Annotated in this window: 16 protein-coding genes; all 16 read left to right on the top strand. The window is 51.2% G+C overall.

Annotation, left to right across the window (positions count from 1 at the left end):
- Positions 1 to 17 precede the first annotated feature (17 nt).
- The 16 genes from rfbC to E6C55_RS10160 all read left to right on the top strand — a co-directional run bounded on the left by rfbC (position 18) and on the right by E6C55_RS10160 (position 20238).
- Positions 18 to 575 carry a dTDP-4-dehydrorhamnose 3,5-epimerase gene (rfbC, locus tag E6C55_RS10235; protein WP_136369687.1) on the top strand — a complete coding sequence of 186 codons (558 nt, stop codon included), beginning with the start codon at positions 18 to 20 and terminating at the stop codon, positions 573 to 575.
- A gap of 6 nt (positions 576 to 581) precedes the next feature.
- Positions 582 to 1610, top strand: coding sequence for a dTDP-glucose 4,6-dehydratase (gene rfbB, locus E6C55_RS10230; RefSeq protein WP_136369686.1), 1029 nt, complete (start codon positions 582 to 584; stop codon positions 1608 to 1610).
- Positions 1603 to 2466, top strand: coding sequence for a dTDP-4-dehydrorhamnose reductase (gene rfbD / locus E6C55_RS10225; RefSeq protein WP_230986629.1), 864 nt, complete (start codon positions 1603 to 1605; stop codon positions 2464 to 2466). The genes rfbB and rfbD overlap by 8 nt, the downstream gene beginning before the upstream one ends.
- 128 nt (positions 2467 to 2594) lie before the next feature.
- Positions 2595 to 6611, top strand: a complete 4017-nt coding sequence (locus tag E6C55_RS10220) for a beta strand repeat-containing protein (protein ID WP_136369684.1) — start codon at positions 2595 to 2597, stop codon at positions 6609 to 6611.
- A gap of 109 nt (positions 6612 to 6720) precedes the next feature.
- Positions 6721 to 6987, top strand: coding sequence for an alpha/beta-type small acid-soluble spore protein (locus E6C55_RS10215; RefSeq protein WP_136369683.1), 267 nt, complete (start codon positions 6721 to 6723; stop codon positions 6985 to 6987).
- 139 nt (positions 6988 to 7126) lie between these two features.
- Positions 7127 to 8329, top strand: coding sequence for a methionine adenosyltransferase (gene metK / locus E6C55_RS10210; RefSeq protein WP_136369682.1), 1203 nt, complete (start codon positions 7127 to 7129; stop codon positions 8327 to 8329).
- 184 nt (positions 8330 to 8513) lie between these two features.
- Positions 8514 to 9290, top strand: coding sequence for a tyrosine-protein phosphatase (locus tag E6C55_RS10205; RefSeq protein WP_136369681.1), 777 nt, complete (start codon positions 8514 to 8516; stop codon positions 9288 to 9290).
- Between the two features lie 101 nt (positions 9291 to 9391).
- Positions 9392 to 11569, top strand: coding sequence for an S-layer homology domain-containing protein (locus tag E6C55_RS10200; RefSeq protein ID WP_168735563.1), 2178 nt, complete (start codon positions 9392 to 9394; stop codon positions 11567 to 11569).
- Positions 11570 to 11742: 173 nt separating this feature from the next.
- Complete coding sequence (locus E6C55_RS10195; RefSeq protein ID WP_136369679.1) at positions 11743 to 12516, top strand: YveK family protein; 774 nt, start codon at positions 11743 to 11745, stop codon at positions 12514 to 12516.
- Entirely contained in the window at positions 12497 to 13189 is a 693-nt protein-coding gene (locus E6C55_RS10190; RefSeq protein ID WP_136369678.1) for a CpsD/CapB family tyrosine-protein kinase, read from the top strand. Before E6C55_RS10195 ends, E6C55_RS10190 begins: the two co-directional genes overlap by 20 nt.
- A gap of 23 nt (positions 13190 to 13212) precedes the next feature.
- On the top strand, positions 13213 to 15033 hold the full coding sequence (locus tag E6C55_RS10185) for a polysaccharide biosynthesis protein (RefSeq protein WP_136369677.1): 1821 nt from the start codon (positions 13213 to 13215) through the stop codon (positions 15031 to 15033).
- A gap of 24 nt (positions 15034 to 15057) precedes the next feature.
- On the top strand, positions 15058 to 15648 hold the full coding sequence (locus tag E6C55_RS10180; RefSeq protein ID WP_136369676.1) for a sugar transferase: 591 nt from the start codon (positions 15058 to 15060) through the stop codon (positions 15646 to 15648).
- 274 nt (positions 15649 to 15922) lie between these two features.
- Positions 15923 to 16660, top strand: coding sequence for a glycosyltransferase family 2 protein (locus E6C55_RS10175; RefSeq protein WP_136369710.1), 738 nt, complete (start codon positions 15923 to 15925; stop codon positions 16658 to 16660).
- A gap of 29 nt (positions 16661 to 16689) precedes the next feature.
- The gene (locus E6C55_RS10170) at positions 16690 to 17832 is read left to right on the top strand and encodes a glycosyltransferase family 4 protein (protein WP_136369675.1); all 1143 of its coding nucleotides are present in this window, start codon (positions 16690 to 16692) and stop codon (positions 17830 to 17832) included.
- 84 nt (positions 17833 to 17916) lie between these two features.
- Complete coding sequence (locus tag E6C55_RS10165) at positions 17917 to 18966, top strand: glycosyltransferase family 4 protein (RefSeq protein ID WP_136369674.1); 1050 nt, start codon at positions 17917 to 17919, stop codon at positions 18964 to 18966.
- Between the two features lie 24 nt (positions 18967 to 18990).
- Complete coding sequence (locus tag E6C55_RS10160) at positions 18991 to 20238, top strand: hypothetical protein (protein ID WP_136369673.1); 1248 nt, start codon at positions 18991 to 18993, stop codon at positions 20236 to 20238.
- The last annotated feature ends 21 nt before the right edge of the window (positions 20239 to 20259 follow it).

Raw genomic sequence — 20259 nt, 5'->3', positions numbered from 1 at the left:
AGGAGTGACCAACCCAAATGAAGGTTACGAGCACCAACCTGCCGGGGGCGCTGCTCATTGAGCCGGCTGTCTTCGGGGACAATCGCGGATTCTTCATGGAATCGTATAATGCGGGCAGCTTCGCGGAGAACGGGATTGCGATGACGTTCGTGCAGGACAATCACTCGTTGTCCGCGGAAGCGGGAGTGCTGCGCGGGCTTCATTATCAGTTGAATCCGAAGGCGCAGACGAAGCTGGTCCGCGTCGTTGCCGGCGCGATCTATGATGTGATCGTGGATATCCGTCGCGGGTCGCCGACCTATGGCCAGTGGCAGGGCTTTATCCTGAGCGCAAGCAACAAGCGTCAGCTTCTCGTGCCGAAGGGCTTCGCCCACGGGTTCTGCACGCTGGCGCCGAATACGGAAGTTCTCTACAAGGTTGACGAGCTGTATTCGCCGGAGCATGACCGCGGAATCGCGTGGAACGATCCGGCTCTGGGGATCGACTGGCCGACGGCGAAGCCGATTCTGTCGGACAAGGACGGCCGCCATCCGGTCATGCAGGAGGCCGACAACAACTATGATTACGAAGGGTGAGCGCAAGTGAGGATAGCAATAACCGGCGGAGCCGGGTTTATCGGCAGCAACTTCATTCTGTACATGCTGCGGGAGCATCCGGCGTACACAATCGTCAATATCGACAGCCTGACCTATGCGGGCAATCTCGAGAATCTGCGCTCCATCGAGCATAACCCGAGCTACCGATTCGTCCGAGCAGATATTGCCGACCGTGCGTCATTAGAACCGTTTTTCCAAGAGGGGCTTGATGCGGTGGTCAACTTCGCGGCGGAGTCCCACGTGGATCGCAGCATCTTGACCCCGGATATCTTCGTCCGAACGAACGTGCTTGGCACCCAGACGCTCCTGGAGCTGTCCAAGCAATACCGGGTCGGCAAGTACGTTCAAGTGTCCACCGACGAGGTGTACGGAACGCTGGGCGATACGGGGCTGTTCTCGGAGACGACGCCGCTTGCCCCGAACAGTCCCTACTCGGCGAGCAAGGCCGGAGCGGATCTGCTCGTTCGCGCCTACCACGAGACGTTCGGATTGCCGGTGAACATTACCCGTTGCTCGAACAACTACGGGCCCTATCAATTCCCGGAGAAGCTCATTCCTCTCATGATCCAGAACGCCTTGGCGGATAAGCCGCTCCCGGTGTACGGCGACGGCCGGAACGTGCGCGACTGGCTCTATGTGGAAGACCACTGCAGCGCGATCGACCTCGTCATTCACAAGGGGGTTGTCGGAGAGGTCTACAATGTCGGCGGGAACAACGAGCGGACCAACATTCATGTTGTCAGGACGATTCTGGAGGAGCTGGGCAAGCCGGAATCGCTCATCTCCTACGTGCAGGATCGGCTCGGCCATGACCGCCGCTATGCGATCGACGCCTCCAAGATTCGCAGCGAGCTCGGCTGGAATCCGCAATTCCCATATGAACGGGGCATTCGCGAGACGATCCGCTGGTATCTGGACAACCAGGAATGGATGAACCAGGTGCTGTCGGGGGCGTACCAACAATACTATCAAGCGCAGTATGGGAATCGGTTGGGAGCGGATGGGCTTGACTGACGGGATCTACACGGTGCTGGTGACCGGAGCGAACGGACAGCTTGGCGGGGAGCTGACGCGATGGCAGGAGCCGGGAGTCCGCATCGTCGGCTGCGACCGGAAGCGGCTTGACGTGACGGACCTGCGGCAGTGTCGGGACGTTCTCGCGGAGGTTCGACCGGATGCGATCATTCATGCGGCGGCCTATACGGCCGTCGACAAGGCGGAGGCGGAGCCGGACGAGGCGTATCGGGTCAATGCTGGAGGCACCCGCAATCTGGCGCTGGCCTCCTCGGAGCTCGGCATTCCGATGTGCTATGTCAGCACGGATTATGTTTTTGACGGGACGTCGTGCGAGCCGTACAACGAATACGACAACACGAATCCCAAGTCGATCTACGGCAAGTCGAAGCGAGCGGGCGAGACGCTGCTGCAGGCGCTGAATCCGAAGGGGTTCATCGTGCGCACCTCCTGGGTGTACGGGGCGTATGGGGCCAACTTCGTGAAGACGATGCTAAGGCTCGGTGTGGAAAAAGCTGCCGTGAACGTTGTCCATGACCAAGTGGGTTCGCCTACTTATACGTATGATCTGAGCCGCTTCCTGCTGGAGCTTGTTCGCACGGAAGCGTATGGAATCTACCATGCGTCGAATGCCGGAACGTGCAGTTGGTACGAGTTCGCCAAGGCGATCTACGAGGAGGCGGGGATGAACGTGCAGACCTCCCCTTGCTCGACGGCCGACTTCCCTCGCCCGGCGCCCCGCCCGGCCTATTCCGTCATGGATCGCTCCGCCATCCGCTGGAACGGCTTAACCGATCTGCGGCCTTGGCGGGAAGCGCTGCGGGAATACCTTAAGAGAACGGTTGCCGAATCGTGACCATCCAAAGCCTATCTGCGAGCGGCATTGCCGCCAGCGGATAGGTTTTTTGCCGTGCAGCCTAAATTTCTCCGCTCCCGAAGCCGAAATAATAGGTACGACTATGTTCAGATCGGGAGGTAACCCAATTGCACCGCATTCGCACTCTAGCTATCATTCTTGTCGCTACCCTCCTCGTACAATTAGGACTGACATCTCTGCCGGGCGACTCGTCCACCGTATTGGCCAGCGGCACGAACGGTCCATTAGCCATTCAATTAATGCCCAAGAGCGGAGGGACACTTGTTCCGTCCGGCACGAACCTCAAGATCACCTTCGACGAGAATGTCGTCAGAGGGACGGGCAATATCACGATTCAACGGTTAACGGGCGGCTCGTACGCCACGGTTGATGTGCTTAACGTGCAATCCAACCTCGGTAATGTGTTGCTCGAGCAGCCGACCAAGGTCGCCACGATTATTCCTTCCTCGACCCTGACAGCGGGATCGTACAAGGTTGTCATCGATGGCACGGCCTTCGCGAGCTTGAGCACGGGACGCTTCTACCAGCAAGCCTCGGACTGGACGTTCACGGTCGTGGACAGCAGCACGCTCGCTCCGGCCTACAGTCCTACAAGCGGAACAACCAACTTTAGCGCGGATACCGCCCAGACGATTACGTTGACGTACCCTTCGACCAAGACGATGAAGAAGGGCAGCAGCGGCAATATCTATGTCAAGCGAGTGTCCGACAACGCGACCATTCAGACGATCTCCGCAACGTCGAGCTCCGTGACCGCAAGCGGACAGGTCGTCTCCATCAAGCTGAGCAAGCTGGATTACGGAACGGCGTACTACATTCTGATCGATATGGGAGCCATTCTCGATTCCGATAATAACGAGTATGGCATCACGAGCGCGGGCACGTGGAGCTTCACGACAAAAGCGGCGAACGATGTTACCGCTCCGACGGTCGTCTCCTTCTCGCCGACCAGCGGCGGCACGCTCGGCCAGCTCGCGGGCTCGCTCTCCGTCGAATTCAGCGAGAACGTCTACTCGGGCAGCGGCACATTCACGATCAAGCAGGGCACGACGACGTTCTGCACGATTCCGGCGAGCTCGTCCGGGATTACGGGATATGGCACGACGACGATAACAATCAATCCGACGAGCGCCTTGTGTGCTGTGTTCGCCGATAACACGACCTACACGGTGACGATCTCGAACCTGGCGGTCCACGATGCCGCAGGCAACAACTACGCGGGAACGTCGAGTTGGTCCTTCAAGGTATCGGAGGACGCGGACGCACCGGAGATCGTCACGCTCTCTCCCGTCGCCGGCGTCTCGAATGTGAGCGCGAATGTCGGCACCTTCAGCATGAAGTTCAACAAGTCGGTCACCGTAGCTTCCGGAGCGACGGCCCGAATCAAGGCGCTGTCCGGAACGTACTCGGGGACGGTCGTGGCGACGGCAAGCATGTCGCGGTCATTGACCGACTCGACGGTTGTGAACTTGACCGGAATCCCTGTACTGAGCGCTGCAACCAAATATGCGGTCTATATTGATTCCGGCCTGATCACGGACGTAGCGAATGGCAATGTCTTCCCCGGTATCTTGAACGACTACCGTTGGAGCTTCCAGACCGTAGGATCCGATCTCACTGCCCCGATGATCTCGAGCGCCGCGATGGACGGAATGTCCGTCCTTCTTACGTACAACGAAGTGTTAGACGAGAGCTCTGTGCCGGCAGCGGCGAATTATTATGTGACGGTCAACGACGTCGCGGCGCAAGTGACGGCGGTTACCGTCTCCGGCAAGCAGGTATGGGTCAAGTTGCAGAACAGCGTGGCCGTGGGACAGAAGGTGACGATCTCCTATACGGCGGGTACGAATCCGATTGTCGATCTGTCCGGCAACAAGGCTGCCAATCTGAGTTCACTGACGGTATCCAATACGACGAGCACGACCGTGCCGAAGCCGTCATCCGGTTCCATCAGCGGCAGTGTTCTGACGCTGAACTTCAACAAATCGCTGAACGATCTTCCGAGCAACGTTCTGTCCCAATTCACAGTGAAATTCGACAGCGCGACAGTCGGCATTCGTACAATAACGCTTTATGGAACAACGCTCACAATGACGCTCAGTTCCAGCCCGACTTCCAGCCAGAGCGTATCTGTCTCCTACACTCCGAGTTCATCGACGCCGATCCAGGATCTAAGCGGCAATACAATGGCTGCGTTCTCGAGCTTCTACATCACGAACGGGATCGATGTGACGGCGCCGGTATTGTCCTCAGGAACCGCAGCGAGCAATATCGTGACCTTGTACTTCAATGAGGGATTGAATACGAGCGCGGTGCCCGCGAAGTCCAGCTTCTCGGTATTGGCCAATGGAAGCTCGGCAGCAATATCGTCGGTTGCCATCGATAACAATGCGGTCATCCTGACGCTCTCCGCATCAGTCGCGGCCGGTACCGTGATTGTCACTTATATTCCGGGAACGACGCCGCTTACCGATCTGGCGGGGAATGCGGCTTCCTTGATCAGCAATTATTCCATCGCGGTGGGCACGTCCAACTCGGCTGCCGTCTATTCGAGCGGCAGTGTCAGCGGGTCAACGGTAACGTTAAACTTCTCGTCCAGCCTGAACGCATCCTACATTGCGTATCCATCTCAATTCACGGTAGCGGTTGGCACCGGGATAGCGGCCGTCACCAGCGTTCAGGTATCGGGTGCGGCAGTCACGTTGACCCTCTCGTCCAGTATCGCTTCCGGCCAAGCCGTGACGGTAACGTACAGTACCGCGGGCAACGCGCTGAGGGATTCGTTGGGACTTACGGTCGCTGCGTTCGGCCCTGTGACGTTGAGCAACGGAACGACTTCCTTGGGCAGCCTGACGAGTTACTTGGACTATAACTCCGAAGGCGGGCTGACCTTCAACTCGGCGGGGGCGACGACGACAACGGACACGCTGTCCACGGGAACGGCGGCCACGCGCTACAATCTCAATGCCGATTACTTGACGAGCGCATTCTCTATGCTCCAATTGGGCAGCAATATTACGAAGCTTCAACTAAGCTTCATTGTTCCGTCCAGCGAGACGGGGGCCTTGGTGGCGATTCCGATCAAGTCGCTCGTCAGCGGAACGGCAAGGAACCCGAACGCGGTGCTGCGGATCGAATACGGCGATTACGAATTCGACTATCCGCTGCTCGCCATCAGCAGCAGCACGTTAAGTTCGTATACGGCGAAGGACGCCTCCGCCTATCTGTTGCTGCAGATCGCCAGGACGTCCAACGCAACCTTGTTGTCGGCGATTACGACGCAAGGGGGGACGCTGCTCGGATCGATGGTGGATTTTACTGCTTATACGGTAACGAACGGAGTCAAGACCGAAGTGGCTGCTTACGATAACTATGTCACTCGCTCCATTACGCTGTCGAATGCATCGTCCTTGACGGATTCGCAGTTGTCCGTCGTTCGTTACGACTATGATTCGAACGATCTGAGCTATACTCCGACGACGATCACGCGCGACGGGACAAGCGTGAAGCTGAGCTTCGAGCGCAAGGGCAACAGTGCTTATGCGGCCGTATCCTTCTCGAAGACATTCAGCGATGTGACCGCAGCGTGGGCCAAGGACAGCGTAAATATTCTCGCCTCCAAGTTCGTTATCGATCGCACGAGTGCGGTGGTTTTCCAGCCGAATCAGAACATCACTCGGGCGGACTTCGCCAAGTACATCGCTCGCGGTCTGGGGCTGACGAGCAAGAAGAGCGCCGCAACCCGATTCTCCGATGTAGGGACGAACGGTACTTATTCGGGTTACATCGGAGCCGCGAGCGAGGCGGGGATCGTTCAAGGGGGGACCGATGGGCGCTTCCTCCCGAACGCCTACATCACCCGCGAGGAGATGGCGACGATGATGCAGCGGGCGATTGCGTATGTCGGCCAGTCGGTGAGCACGAAGGGAACGGAGCTTAACGCCTTCACGGACAGCGGGAAGATCAGCTCCTACGCCAAGACGGCGGTGCTGCAGAATGTTGCGGCCGGCATCATGAACGGCGTGTCGAGCTACCAATTTAAGCCGCAGAGCAATGCGACAAGAGCCGAAGCGGCCGTCATGATCGAGAGAATGCTGAAGTACGTCGGCTTCCTGCAGGCGTAATTCCGGCAGATACGCCTATATTTTCCCCTATGCCCATGAGGTTATACGCCTACGGAGTCCGGTCCCGATCCATACTATGACCGTCAACTTCCAAGGAGGTGCGTAACGAATGGCAAGCCGCAACAAGAAGCTGGTGCCGGAATGCGCGAGTGCGCTGAAGCAACTGAAGTACGAGGTAGCCGCCGAGCTCGGAGTCGCCTTCGGGAACGGCGGAGCGGCCGGGGCGGACACGGAATTCGCGGGAGAACTGGGCAGCTTCTCCTCGTCCGGAGGCGGTTCGTCCTACCTGGGGAACCTGACGGCAAGAGAGGCCGGAGCGGTCGGCGGGGGAGTCACGAAGCGGCTCGTTCAGCAAGCGCAGCAGACGCTTCTATAGGAAGCCCGATAGGCGAAGGATGGGCGTTGGTTTATTGACACCCCTAGACAATTCCGGTATCATTATCATCTGAAGGTCTGTCTGACAACCTTTTCCTACCGGAAAAGGTTCATTTTTTGTGTAGGGGAGGTTGAGGATATTGTCGATCAAAGGACGGCATCTCTTCACGTCTGAATCGGTTACGGAAGGCCACCCGGACAAAATCTGCGATCAAATCTCCGACGCGGTGCTTGATGCCTTCTTGCAAGCAGATCCATATGCGCGCGTTGCCTGCGAAGTATCCGTTGCAACCGGGCTTGTTCTGGTTATCGGCGAGATCAGCAGCAAGGCCGATTATGTAGATATCTCCGCAATCGTACGCAGCACGATTCGGGAAATCGGGTATACCCGTGCCAAGTACGGCTTCGATGCCAGCACTTGCGCGGTGCTCACTTCGCTTAACGAACAATCCGCGGACATTGCGCAAGGCGTTAACGCTGCGCTCGAGAACCGCGACGGCAAGGACGTGCTTCAGGAGAACGCGGACATCGGAGCCGGCGACCAAGGTCTGATGTTCGGCTTCGCGACGAACGAGACGCCGGAATTCATGCCGCTTCCGATCGCGCTCGCTCACCGGCTGTCCCGCCGCCTGTCCGAGGTGCGGAAGAACGGTACGCTCGGCTATCTGCGCCCCGACGGCAAGACGCAGGTCACCATCGAATATGCGGACGGCAAGCCGACCCGCGTCGATACGATCGTCGTCTCGACTCAGCACTCGGAAGAGATTCCGCTTGAGCAGATTCAGCAGGATATTCGCAATCATGTCATTAAGGCCGTCGTTCCGGAGCAGTGGCTGGACGCCGAGACCAAATTCTTCATCAACCCGACCGGTCGCTTCGTCATCGGCGGTCCTCAAGGCGATGCCGGCTTGACCGGCCGCAAGATCATCGTCGACACGTACGGAGGATATGCCCGCCACGGCGGCGGCGCCTTCTCCGGCAAGGACCCGACGAAGGTCGACCGTTCCGCCGCGTACGCCGCGCGCTACGTCGCCAAGAACATCGTCGCCGCCGGCCTCGCCGACAAGTGCGAGATTCAATTGGCTTACGCCATCGGCGTAGCCAATCCGGTATCCATCAACGTCGACACGTACGGAACGGGCAAGGTCGACGAGGAGAAACTGGTCGAGCTGATCCGCGGCAACTTCGATCTTCGCCCGGCAGGCATCATCCGCATGCTCAATCTTCGCCGTCCGATCTACAAGCAGACGGCCGCTTACGGCCACTTCGGCCGCAGCGATCTCGATCTGCCGTGGGAACGCCTCGACAAGGCCGACGCCCTCAAGCAGGGAGCGGCACTCTAAGAGAACTACTAAGAATGCCCTACGCCGGCCTGTCGGCGTGGGGCATTTTGCCTATTTTCGACGAATAAGGACTACATAACTAACTTGTCTTGCCATTTATACCGAAGAAAGTAGAGAGAGTGCCGCAACTTGTAAGGAAGAATGACGTAGAAGAATGAAGGATTTGGTAAGGGGGTATTGCCTATTGATCGACATTCACGCCCACATTCTCCCGGGAATCGATGACGGTGCGCCGGATGCCGAGCATTCGCTTGCGATGGCGAGAGCGGCTGCGGCGGAAGGGATTCGCAAGATCATCGCCACGCCGCATCACGCGAACGGCGTCTACACGAATCCGGCTGGGCGGGTAAGAGAGGCCGTGGCCGAGCTGAACGCTCTCTTGGAGCGGGAAGGGATTCCGCTGGAGGTTCTGCCGGGCCAGGAGATCCGGGTACATAACGAGATGCTCGACGCGTGGGCGCGGGGAGAACTGCTGACCTTGGCCGATTCGCCGTACATTCTGCTGGAGATGCCGTCCTCGCGCATTCCGTCGAAGATGTTCGAATGGGTTCACGAGCTGCGCCTCTTGGGGCTGCATCCGATCATTGCTCATCCGGAGAGGAATGCCGCGATCGTCAAGGAGCCGCGAAGGCTGGGCGAGCTTATCGAAGCCGGCTGTTACGGGCAGGTCACGACCCATTCGTTGCTCGGGGGCTTCGGCAGGAAGATCGAGGAATGCGCCTGGACGCTGTGCCGGAGCGGGATGATTCAGTTCCTCGCCTCCGACGCGCATCACCTGGAGCATCGTGGATTCCGAATGAAGGAGGCCTTGGAGAGTCTGGCGCGCAATGTGGAAGATAGAATGCAAGAGACCATGGTACGGAATTCGTCGAACATTGTCGGCGACGAGGCTATTATTGTAGAAACATTCTCTAAAGTTAATGTAAAATGGTGGAGAAAGTTATCAAATCTCTTCCAATAATGTTGACCGGTATACTATTGTGCAGTAAGATTAAGGGACTACTGTTTACCGAAAAAATCCCTTCAATTCCTATATCACGTACAAGTCAGGAGGATTCATACATGAAATTGAGGAAAAAAGCACTAGCAGGGTTCGTAGCTACTAGTTTGGCGGTAACGGCACTGTCGGGAACGGGGCTCGTCGTAGGGAGTCCGATTGGCGCGAGCGTTGCTTCGGCAGCGGTTGTGACGGATGCGAATCTCTTGAAGCTGATCTCGTTTCAGACGAAGATCGACGCTTTGTTGGCTGGCAATACGTCTGTGACTGCGCTCAAGACTGCGCTTGCCGGTGCCGATCACGAGACGGCGGTAGCTCCGCTGCTGGCTGCATTCAGCGGTCTGAGCCTGACCGATGACGAGAAGGATGCCTTGATCGAGCTTCTGACGTCGATCTCCCTTCCGATCGCGAGCGCCGTCGATGTTGCGGCATTGCTGCAGGAAGAAGCGGTCCAGAGCTTGGTTGACAAGCTGGAATCCGTTTCGGGAATCGACATCACGGTAGAAGACTTCGCCGCATTCTTCGTTGTTGTCAACAGTATCGCTTATAACACGGTTCTCGGCAATCAGACGCTCACGGGAAGCAAGACCGCAATCGTCGAGTCCATCGCGGAATCCGCGCTTGCAACAAGCACTGCCGGCGCTGCTGATGCAGCGGCCCTGATTACGTATTACTTCGGCGACAATGCGGCCTTCAAGGCGGCGGTGCTCGAGACGTTCTACAACTATATGGATGACACTTCGGTGAAGACGGCATTCGATAGTGCCCTGCCTTCGATCGTTGCGGCCTTCATCAGCGCCAATACGGTGTATTCCGGCGGCAACGACACCACGACGACCACGACAACTTCCGATTCCGCTGCGGCGGCGATCAAGAGCCTTGGCGACATCAAGGACAAGCTGGCTAACGCTACAGATGCCGAGAAGGCCGACTTGATCAAGCAAGCCGTATCCGCCGCTTCCGCGGCTATTGCATCATCTGTAAGCTTGGATCTGTCGAAGTCCGTCGCGGTCAGCGACGGCAAGGCGACCGTCAAGGTCGACACCGCTGCGGTTGCCGGCCTTCTTAATGACATCAAGGCCATCAAGGAAGCGCTGGCGGATGCGATCGGCTCGACGAGCGGGCTCGTCATTCCTCCGCTCGCGATCTCGCTCGGCGATGTGGATGCCTCTTCCGTGACGACCAGCTTGCCTGCGGACGTTCTGAAGCAATTGGCGGAAGCCGGCGTTCCGTCGGCGAACGTCAGCGTGAACGAGTTGACGGTAGAGATTCCGTTCGACGGCGATCTCTCGAACGGAATCGACTTCGAGGTGGGCATCGACACTCCTCCGCCTGCCATCTTCGCTCCGACGAGCACGATTACTCCCGGATCGGGCGTCTTCACCTTTGCTTTCACCGGCTTTGATCCTACCGACGGCGTCCGCTTTACTGTCACCGGCGAGAACGGCGCGGGCGCCAACCTGGCCAGCGACGGACAGGCAGCGGTGCTCGGTTCCAGACTGGTCGACGCGGGCGACGAATGGAAGTCCGCGCTTGCCGCCTCGGGCGGCCTTGATCCCGAGCTTCTGACGATTGCCAGCGTCGGAGCGGACGGAAGCTTGAAGATCGAGGGCGGTACGGTCGACGGTTGGAACGTGTCCACGAGCGGCAAGCAAGGTACCTCCTACGTTCTGGTCGAGAACAAGGTGACGTTCAACGATATCGCTTCCGTCCAAGCGTGGGCAGGACGCCAGATCGAGGTCGTCGCCGCCAGAGGCGCGATCGAAGGCAAGGCGGCAGGCCAGTTCGCTCCGACCGACAGCATCACTCGCGCCGAGTTCGCCAAGATTCTTGCCCTCGCTCTTGATATCGACAACGAGAGCGCAACGACGAGCAAGTTCACGGACGTAAGCTCCAGCGCTTGGTACGCTCCATACGTCGCGGTAGCGGTAGAGAAGGGCATCATTAACGGACGTTCGGCGACGACGTTCGATCCGACGGCGACGATCACACGCGCTGAGATGGCAACGATGATTGCCCGCGCGCTGAAGTCCGTGAAGGGAATCGAAGGCACCGACAATGCGAACGCAGCTCTGTCCGCGTTCAGCGATGCGAACGAGATCAACCCGAGCCTGAAGGATGGCGTGGCGTTCGCTGCCTCGAAGAACATCATCCTCGGATCGGCAGGCGAGTTCAAGCCGAACGACAACGCAACTCGCGCCGAAGCGGCTGTTATCGTCTACCGTACACTGGGTGCTAAATAAGATAGTCGGCCGATCAAGAAGTATCCTCCACTCTTTGCTGGGTGGGGGATTTTCTACCTCGTCCCTTGTTTTGGTAATAAATGTTGGAATGTCACGTGACAACTGTCATATGACAGCTTGCCTGGGAATGGCGCCGACTACACCGATTGGTAATGGCTTGGAGGGAATATGACGTGTCCAATGAACTCGATCTCCGCGACTACTTCCTCATCGTTCGCAAGAGGATCTGGTGGATTGTCAGCTTCGTGCTGATCGTCACGATCGCCGCGGGGGCGTACAGCAAGTTTGTCAAGAGCCCTGTCTACGAGGCTTCGACGAAGATTATCGTGAATCGTTCTTCGTCTGCCGTCTCGTCGCAGGGCCTTGATCTGAATGAAGTGAACACGAACATCAAGATGATTGACACCTACAAGGAGATCATCAAGACGCCGGCCATTCTGGACAAGGTTGTCGAGCAGCATCCGGAGTTCGGCGTGACGGCGGATCAGTTGAAGGGGAAGATCAGTGTCAGCTCCGTCAACAACACGCAGGTTATGACGCTGATCGTCCGCGACGGCTCGTACGAAGCGGCTGCTCGGATGGTCAACGCGGTGTCCGCTATCTTCAAGGAAGAGATTCCGGAGATCTTCAATGTCGAGAATGTCTCGATTCTGAATGAAGCGAAGCTGGACATCTCCCCCGGACCGGTGGCGCCGAACGTTCCGCTTAACGTAATTATCGCCTTCGTCGTCTCGCTGATGATTGCGGTCGGGGCTGCCTTCCTGCTCGAGTATCTGGACGATACGATCAAGACCGAAGAGGATGTGGAGGCGATCTTGGGACTGCCGACGCTGGCGACGATCGCCAAGCTCCAAGTCGATGAGATTCCTGCCGCCGCCGATAAGGCCGTGCCGTCTGCCAACGTACCGAAAGTAGGTGAGCTCTCCCGTGTCCGCTCCAGCAAATAAGCGCTATCTTGTCACCGATGCCGACCCGAAGTCTCACGTCTCGGAATCGTACCGGACGCTTAGAACGAACATCGACTTCTCTTCAATCGACGGTCAGATGCAGGTGGTGATGGTTACTTCGGCAGGGGCCGGGGAAGGGAAGTCGACGACGATCGGCAATCTGGCTGTCGCTTACGCCCAGACGGAGAGAAGAGTTATTCTGATCGATGCCGACCTTCGCAAGCCTACCGAGCATTATACGTTCCAAGTCACCAACCGGGTCGGGCTGTCGTCGGTGCTGTCCAATCAAGCCGACCTGGGGCAAGCGATTCAAGCGACACACATTCCGAATCTTGCTCTGCTTCCGTCGGGGCCGATTCCGCCGAATCCGTCCGAGATGCTCGCTTCCCAGAGGATGTCGAAGCTGCTCGAGGAGCTGAAGGAGCAGTTCGATGTTATTCTTATCGACACTCCGCCGGTGCTCGCCGTAACGGATGCCCAATTGCTGGCCACTCGCTGCGACGGCGTCATCCTCGTCATGGACTATGGCAAGGTGAAGAAGGATGTGGCGCTGAAGTCGAAGTCCTTGCTGGACAAGGTAGGCGCCAAGGTGCTGGGAGTCGTTCTGAACAACGTGAAGCGGAAGAAGAACGACGGCTATTATTACTACTATTATGGAACAGCGAACACATAAGCAATAAGCGGAGGCGTAGAGGCATGGTCTTGAAGAGAAGTTTGGTGCTGCTGTCCGTGCTGGATCTGATCATTGTCTGGTTCAGCACGTATACGGCATATTGGTTCCGATTCCCAAGCGGCATTCCGGGACGATATATTGACCAAATGCTCGAATATAGCCTGATCTCTACCGTTCTCTGCATGGGATTCATGGTCCTATTCGGGATGTATCGTCGAATGTGGCAATACGCCAGCATCAAGGATCTCGTGAGAATGTGCGAGGCCGTTGTCGCTAGCTGGGCGTTAGCTTATATGATTACCTCGTTGCTCTCGGAAGAGAGGGTGCCTTTGTCAGTAGCTGTGCGCACGCTGGAGACCGGTCTTCTTCTGCTAGGAGGGGTGCGTGTTCTCTGGAGATTGTATGGCGGACGTGGTGTCAAGAAGGCAGAGACACGGTTGCCGACGCTGATCTTCGGAGCCGGAGACTGCGGAGATCTCGTTGCACGGGAGTTCATGAATCCGGCGATGAGCGGCTACAAGCTGGTCGGCTTCCTCGACGACGATCCCTCCAAGCGCAATCTGACGGTGCATGGACTGAAGGTGTTCGGGGGCCGTTCGGAGCTGCTGCGTATGGTCGAGTCGCACTTCATCAAGGAGATCATCATCGCGATCCCGTCGGCGCCGCGCCGAACAATCTCCCAGATCATCAACCTGTGCCTTGCCGTCGGGGTGAAGCCCAAGATTATCCCCGGCATCGACGCTACGATCAAGGATAAGATCAGCTTCAATTCCATCCGCGAGGTGGACGTCGAGGATCTTCTGGGCCGCGAGCCGGTGAAGACGGATCTGGTGGGCATTGCCGAATATGTTCAGGAGAAGGTAGTTCTCGTGACGGGAGCCGGCGGATCGATCGGTTCCGAGCTATGCCGGCAGATCGCTCCGTTCCGCCCTTCCAAGCTGCTGCTTCTCGGACACGGGGAGAACAGCATCTATACGATTGAGATGGAGATGCGAACGAGGTTCCCGGGTCTTGAGATCGAGCCGATTATTGCGGACGTTCAAGACCGTATCCGGATGGAGCAAGTGTTCTCCGATTATCGGCCGAACGTCGTCTTCCATGCCGCCGCGCACAAGCACGTTCCGCTCATGGAGAAGAACCCGTCGGAGGCCGTCAAGAACAACGTGTTCGGCACGCAGAATGTCGCCGATTGCGCGGATAAGTACGGCACGGAGAGATTCGTGCTCATCTCCTCGGACAAGGCCGTCAACCCGACGAGCATCATGGGAGCGACGAAGCGGATCGCCGAGATGTACATACAGAATCTGAATATTCAGAGCGCAACCAAGTTCGCGGCCGTCCGGTTCGGCAATGTTCTGGGCAGCCGGGGCAGCGTCATTCCGCTCTTCAAGCGCCAGATCGCAAGCGGGGGGCCGGTCACCGTCACTCACCCCGAGATGGTTCGGTACTTCATGACCATCCCCGAGGCCGTTCAGCTCGTCATCCAGGCCGGGTCCTATGCCAAGGGCGGCGAGACGTTCCTCCTCGACATGGGAGAACCGGTCAGCATCCTCAAGCTGGCCGAGGATCTCATCCGCCTGTCCGGCTTCGAACCATACAGCGAGATCGACATTCAGTTCACCGGTATGCGCGAAGGCGAGAAGCTGTACGAAGAGCTCCTCATGGACGAAGAGGGAATCCTCCCGACTCCGAACGAGCGCATCTTTATCGGCAAGGCTAGCGAGATTAGCCAACGCCAGCTCGATCTTGAGTTCACCCGCTTGGAGAGAGTGTTGGGTGAAGACTCCAGCGCGGTCAAGGATGCGATTGAGAGTTTTGTTCCGATATTGGAGTTTGTGTCTTAGAATCTCTGGATAAGGTGAGTAGCCATGAACTATATCTTCTGGAAACGAATAACTGACGTTGTCCTCTCGGGAATCGGCCTGCTAGTGTTATGGCCGATTCTTCTTCTAATTGCACTAATTATTAAGCTGGATAGCAAAGGGAATGTGCTGTTTAAACAGAGAAGGGTCGGCAAAGAAAAAAAAGAGTTTCTCATTCTTAAATTCAGAACAATGTATACAGATGCACCTAAAGAAATGCCAACCCATCTTCTGCAGAACCCGGATGCGTTAATCACTAAAGTTGGAAGATTCCTGCGCAAGTCCAGCCTCGATGAACTTCCGCAGCTTATCAATATATTCAAAGGCGAAATGAGCATTGTTGGGCCTCGCCCAGCTTTGTGGAATCAATATGATTTAATTGCTGAACGTGATAAGTATGGGGCGAATGATATAAGGCCGGGATTGACCGGGTGGGCTCAGGTTAATGGGCGGGACGAGCTATCAATTGAAAAAAAAGCTTTGTTGGACGGTGAATATGTTACAAACATTAGTTATTCAACTGATTCTAAATGCTTTAAATTAACGATATTGGCTGTCATAAAGCGAGATGGTGTAGTCGAAGGGGAGCATCCTTAAGGAGTATCAATTTAATAATTGCCTCAAAGTTATGCATTAATAATGCATGGGCGGAGATGGGACATGTCCGAACGTGTTTGAGTGTTAAATAATTACTTACTTCCGTAAAACTCCAATGAAACACTAGGAGTATGATGGAACGCTTAGTCGGTTTCTGCACCTTACACATTCGAAATTCAAACCACTTATTGAGATGGTATCAGTGCGTAGTTTTCAATAATAATTGGTTGTGGGAGGGCTTAAGGTGGTAAAAGAGGGGTTGGTTTCTATAATCATGCCCGTATATAATTCCGATAAATACATTTCAGAATCTATAGAAAGCGTCATCGGTCAAACATATATAGACTGGGAATTGATAATAGTTAATGACAACTCTACTGATAATACTAAAAGAACTATAGAAGCTTATCAAATGATTGATTCTAGAATTAAATTAATAAACTTGGAAGAGAATAAAGGTGCGGCTTACGCACGAAACACTGCGTTAGAACATGCAAAGGGCAGGTTTATTGCATTCCTTGATGCTGATGACAAATGGAAAAATGATAAACTTAACATCCAAATTCCATATATGCTTAAAAACGGTTTTGGTTTTACTTTCACTTCATATGAATATATTATCGACGAATATAATAAAGAAGAGAAACGATTTAAAGTTCCAGTTAAAATAAACTATTATCAAGCATTGAAAAATACGTGTATTGGATGTTTAACAGTGATAGTGGACAAAGAAATAATTGGTGACTTCCGTATGCCTTTAGTAAGACGCGGACAAGATAATTTGACGTGGTTGATGATATTAAAGAAAGGTCATTTAGCATACGGTCTAAATGAATCTTTGGCTGAATATAGAAGGGTAGAAGGTTCATTATCTAATAATAAATTTAAAGCACTAAAGAGGCAATGGACTAATTACAGAACAATTATCAAACTACCGCTACATAAATGTTTGTTTTATTATACATTATATGTTGTTAACAACATAAAAAAATACTACTTACAACGAAATTAAAATAAGAACTGAGAGAAAGTTGGTGCTATGTGAAGAGTGTGTATGTAGCTACTAAGACGCGAGGGTTTTTAAGTGAGTTGTTTGATAGTGAAAATTCTGAGATAGAATTTATATATGAAAATAAAAAGATGTATGAAACCAACTCAAGAAAAAAAATGATGTTATCAAAATTAATTAAATCAAAATTAGCGGATCAATTGGGAGTGATTCAAAGAATCAAAGTTAATACGAATTCCAGTGATATTGCTTTTAGTTACAATCGATTCTTAAATTCAAATGTTGATTATGTGATTTATCTGGAAAATCCAGTAGCCCTAGTTCACTATTCTATTGACAGATCAAATACTATATTGGGTTCGTTGAAACTAAAAAAGTATTTTAATGATCCTCATTTAAAAGCAATTGTTTGCCTTTCAAAGGCATGTTATGAAACACTGGGTAAGTATTATGATATTCCTAGTAGAATAAAGATAACGCAGATTTATCCTCTTGTTAATAAAAACAGTTTAACATCTAGGGGGAGTATAAAGGAAAAATGTAATGATGAAAGAGTGAAATGCTTATATATTTCATCAAACTTTAATTTAAAGGGAGGTCGGGAAATTCTAGCGGCATTTGATAAACTTAAAAAGATAGGGTTAGACAATATAAAGCTCCAAATTGTTACTAAGTTGGAATCAGTCTCTGCTGGGTTAATGTTAAATATACAAAGTAACAAGAATATCAGTCTTTTTGATTTTAGATTTAATAAAGAAGAATTAAGTCAATTATATAATGATTCGTGTATATTACTAAATCCAACGAGGCAAGATAGTTTTTCACTTGTAGTTTTAGAAGCTATGAAATCAGGAAATGTAATTATATCGACCGATTTATATGCTATTCCTGAAATGGTCCAACATAATGACAATGGATTTTTGACAAGCCCCAAGTATAGGTTTTTCAATTACGATAATATGCCTAATAAACAAGTGTGGAACGATAGGAAAAATACTATATATTTGGATTTCATTGATACGAGTGTAGTGGAATTTCTAACTGATAAGCTTATCTATTTAAATAGTGATCGGATCGCCCTGTTCAATATGGCTTTGAGGTCACTTGAACGATCTGATCAACATGGATTTAATGAAAAATACATAATTAAAGAATGGCTTGAAATATTAACATAATGATTCAAGGTGAGTTTTTTGGAGGATGAAATAGTGAGGATATGTCATATATGTTCTAATTATGATCCGTTCTTTGAGAACCTAATGGAAAAGCAACTTTCTAAAGTTGATCTGAGGGTTTTTTATTTTAGAGCAATTGAAAGAGGAAAACCAGATATTGAGGCTCCGTATCTTGATGTAAGATTGAACTACAAGAATTGGACTAGAATATTATTCTATTTGAAAGAAAAGCATGTGCTTAAAGACTTTTATGATCTGTACAGCAGCCATTCATTTGATATTCTACATGCCCATACACTATTTTCAAATGGGTATATTGCATATAAAGCTAATAAGCGTTGGGGAACTCCCTATATTGTTGCTGTTCGTGATGTTGACCTAAATGTTTTTTTTAAGTATAGGTATACTTTAAGGGAATTAGGATTGAAAATACTGGAGAGAGCACAAAAGATAGTTTTTTTATCATCTACATATCAAAGCCAACTCTTCTCAAACTATATACCAATAAAAGTGCAAGAACAGATTAGAGAGAAGTGCGTTATTATCCCTAATGGAATAAACGATTTTTATTTAAATAATAGTTATTCAAAGGAGAGGAACATAAATTTAGATAGCTTAAGCATCCTAACTGTAGGATATATAACTAAAAGAAAAAATCAATTGGCTGTTTGTAAAGCTATACAACTGCTACAAAATGAGTATGGAATAAATGCAAAGTATACTATTGTGGGCAAAGTTTTGGATGGGAAAGTCATGAAAAAAATAAATAAATACTCTTTTGTGAATTATATTCCGTTTTTGAATCAAAAGGAATTGATTCATGAGTATCGCCAAGCGGATATTTATGTAATGCCATCATTAACAGAGACATTTGGGCTTACTTATGTAGAAGCTATGAGCCAGGGGCTTCCGGTTATTTACTCAAAGGGACAGGGGTTTGATAATCAGTTCGAGGAGGGAATGGTTGGTTATCATGTGAGAAGTAAGAACGTTAAAGAAATAGCAATAAGAATACTAGATGTTATTGAAAATTATAAAGAAATTTCAAGGAATTGCTCACATCTTTCTGAAAAGTATAACTGGTCTGACATATCAAATGAATATATAAAAATCTACAAAGAGATAAAAGGGTAATAAATAATTAAAGGAAAGTGGTTTATGAAAACTATTAGTAGAGTGTTCATGTGGCAAATTATTTCAGCCATTGGTTTGAATCTTGCATATGTATTTGTGATTTCTGAAAGGTTTAGTTATATGGGCTTTTCGTATACATTTAATGCAACAAAATTATTTCTGGGATCACTAATTATATTCCTAATGTTGTTTTTAATTTTTTTTATCAGTGATAAATTTATTTTTGTTGTATGGAACATAATGTTTATTTACTTGTTTGTGGGAGAAATGATCTATTATCAGTACACAGAAGGAGCACGAGCTGTTCAGGTAGTCACGATTGCGATAACTTTATTGTTATTGGTTTTTGTTTCTAGGATAAAAAAAACATTTAGTAACAGTCAGAAACAACTAAATATTGATAAGGTGTTGGTGCCACTAAGTTTTATATTAATAGTTCCCTTTTTTATTCAATACTACCGCTACATTAATTTCAAAAACTTGTTATTAATAGATGTCTATCAAACTCGGGCAACATTCAGGAATATTAGTACTACATTAACGGGGTATTTAGCGGCACCATTGGTTAGAATAATTTTGCCCATATTAATTGTTAACAATATTGAAAGAAAGAAATGGATCAAAGTCGCAATATTCTTTTTAATGATTGTTTATGTTTACCTTTGTGGGGCGCTTAAAAGTGTATTTATTGGACTGTTTGCCTTGTTATTGTTTTATAGAGGAGATTACCATCGAAAGACAATCAATTTTCTAAAGGTCGTAAGTTTTTTAACGTTATTCGGAATTCTTATTGAGGGGCTATCCGGGAATATTTTCTTATTAGATGGGTTCGTGAGAAGAGTGTTTTTTGTCCCACCATATTTAAATAATATTTATATAAACTATTTTACAGATAATTATACGTATTTGTCCCATTCTCCATTGGGGTTAGGATTAGTCAAAAGTGATTTAGATCGTAGTCTATCGATGTATGTTGGGGAAGTAGTAATGGGGCTTGAGGGGCTTAATGCCAATGTAGGCGTATTTACCGAAGGATATATTTCGTTTGGTATCGCTGGAAGTATATTTTTCTCATTGATAATATGTAGCATATTTTTAATAATAAAAATGCTTAACATGTCTCCTAAATATTTCGGTATAGTATTTGTGTATATCTACTATTTAAATACGGCCTTTTTATCGACATTATTAATGACTCATGGTTTATTATTCTTTTTAGCATTTTGTATGCTCTTCCTTAGAAGCCGTCACATCGAATCACAAATACAATAAATCAAAAGATTGGTTAGATAA

The sequence above is a fragment of the Cohnella fermenti genome, from assembly GCF_004801405.1.
Classification (GTDB): domain Bacteria; phylum Bacillota; class Bacilli; order Paenibacillales; family Paenibacillaceae; genus Cohnella; species Cohnella fermenti.
This window is presented reverse-complemented; position numbering and strand designations above follow the sequence as displayed.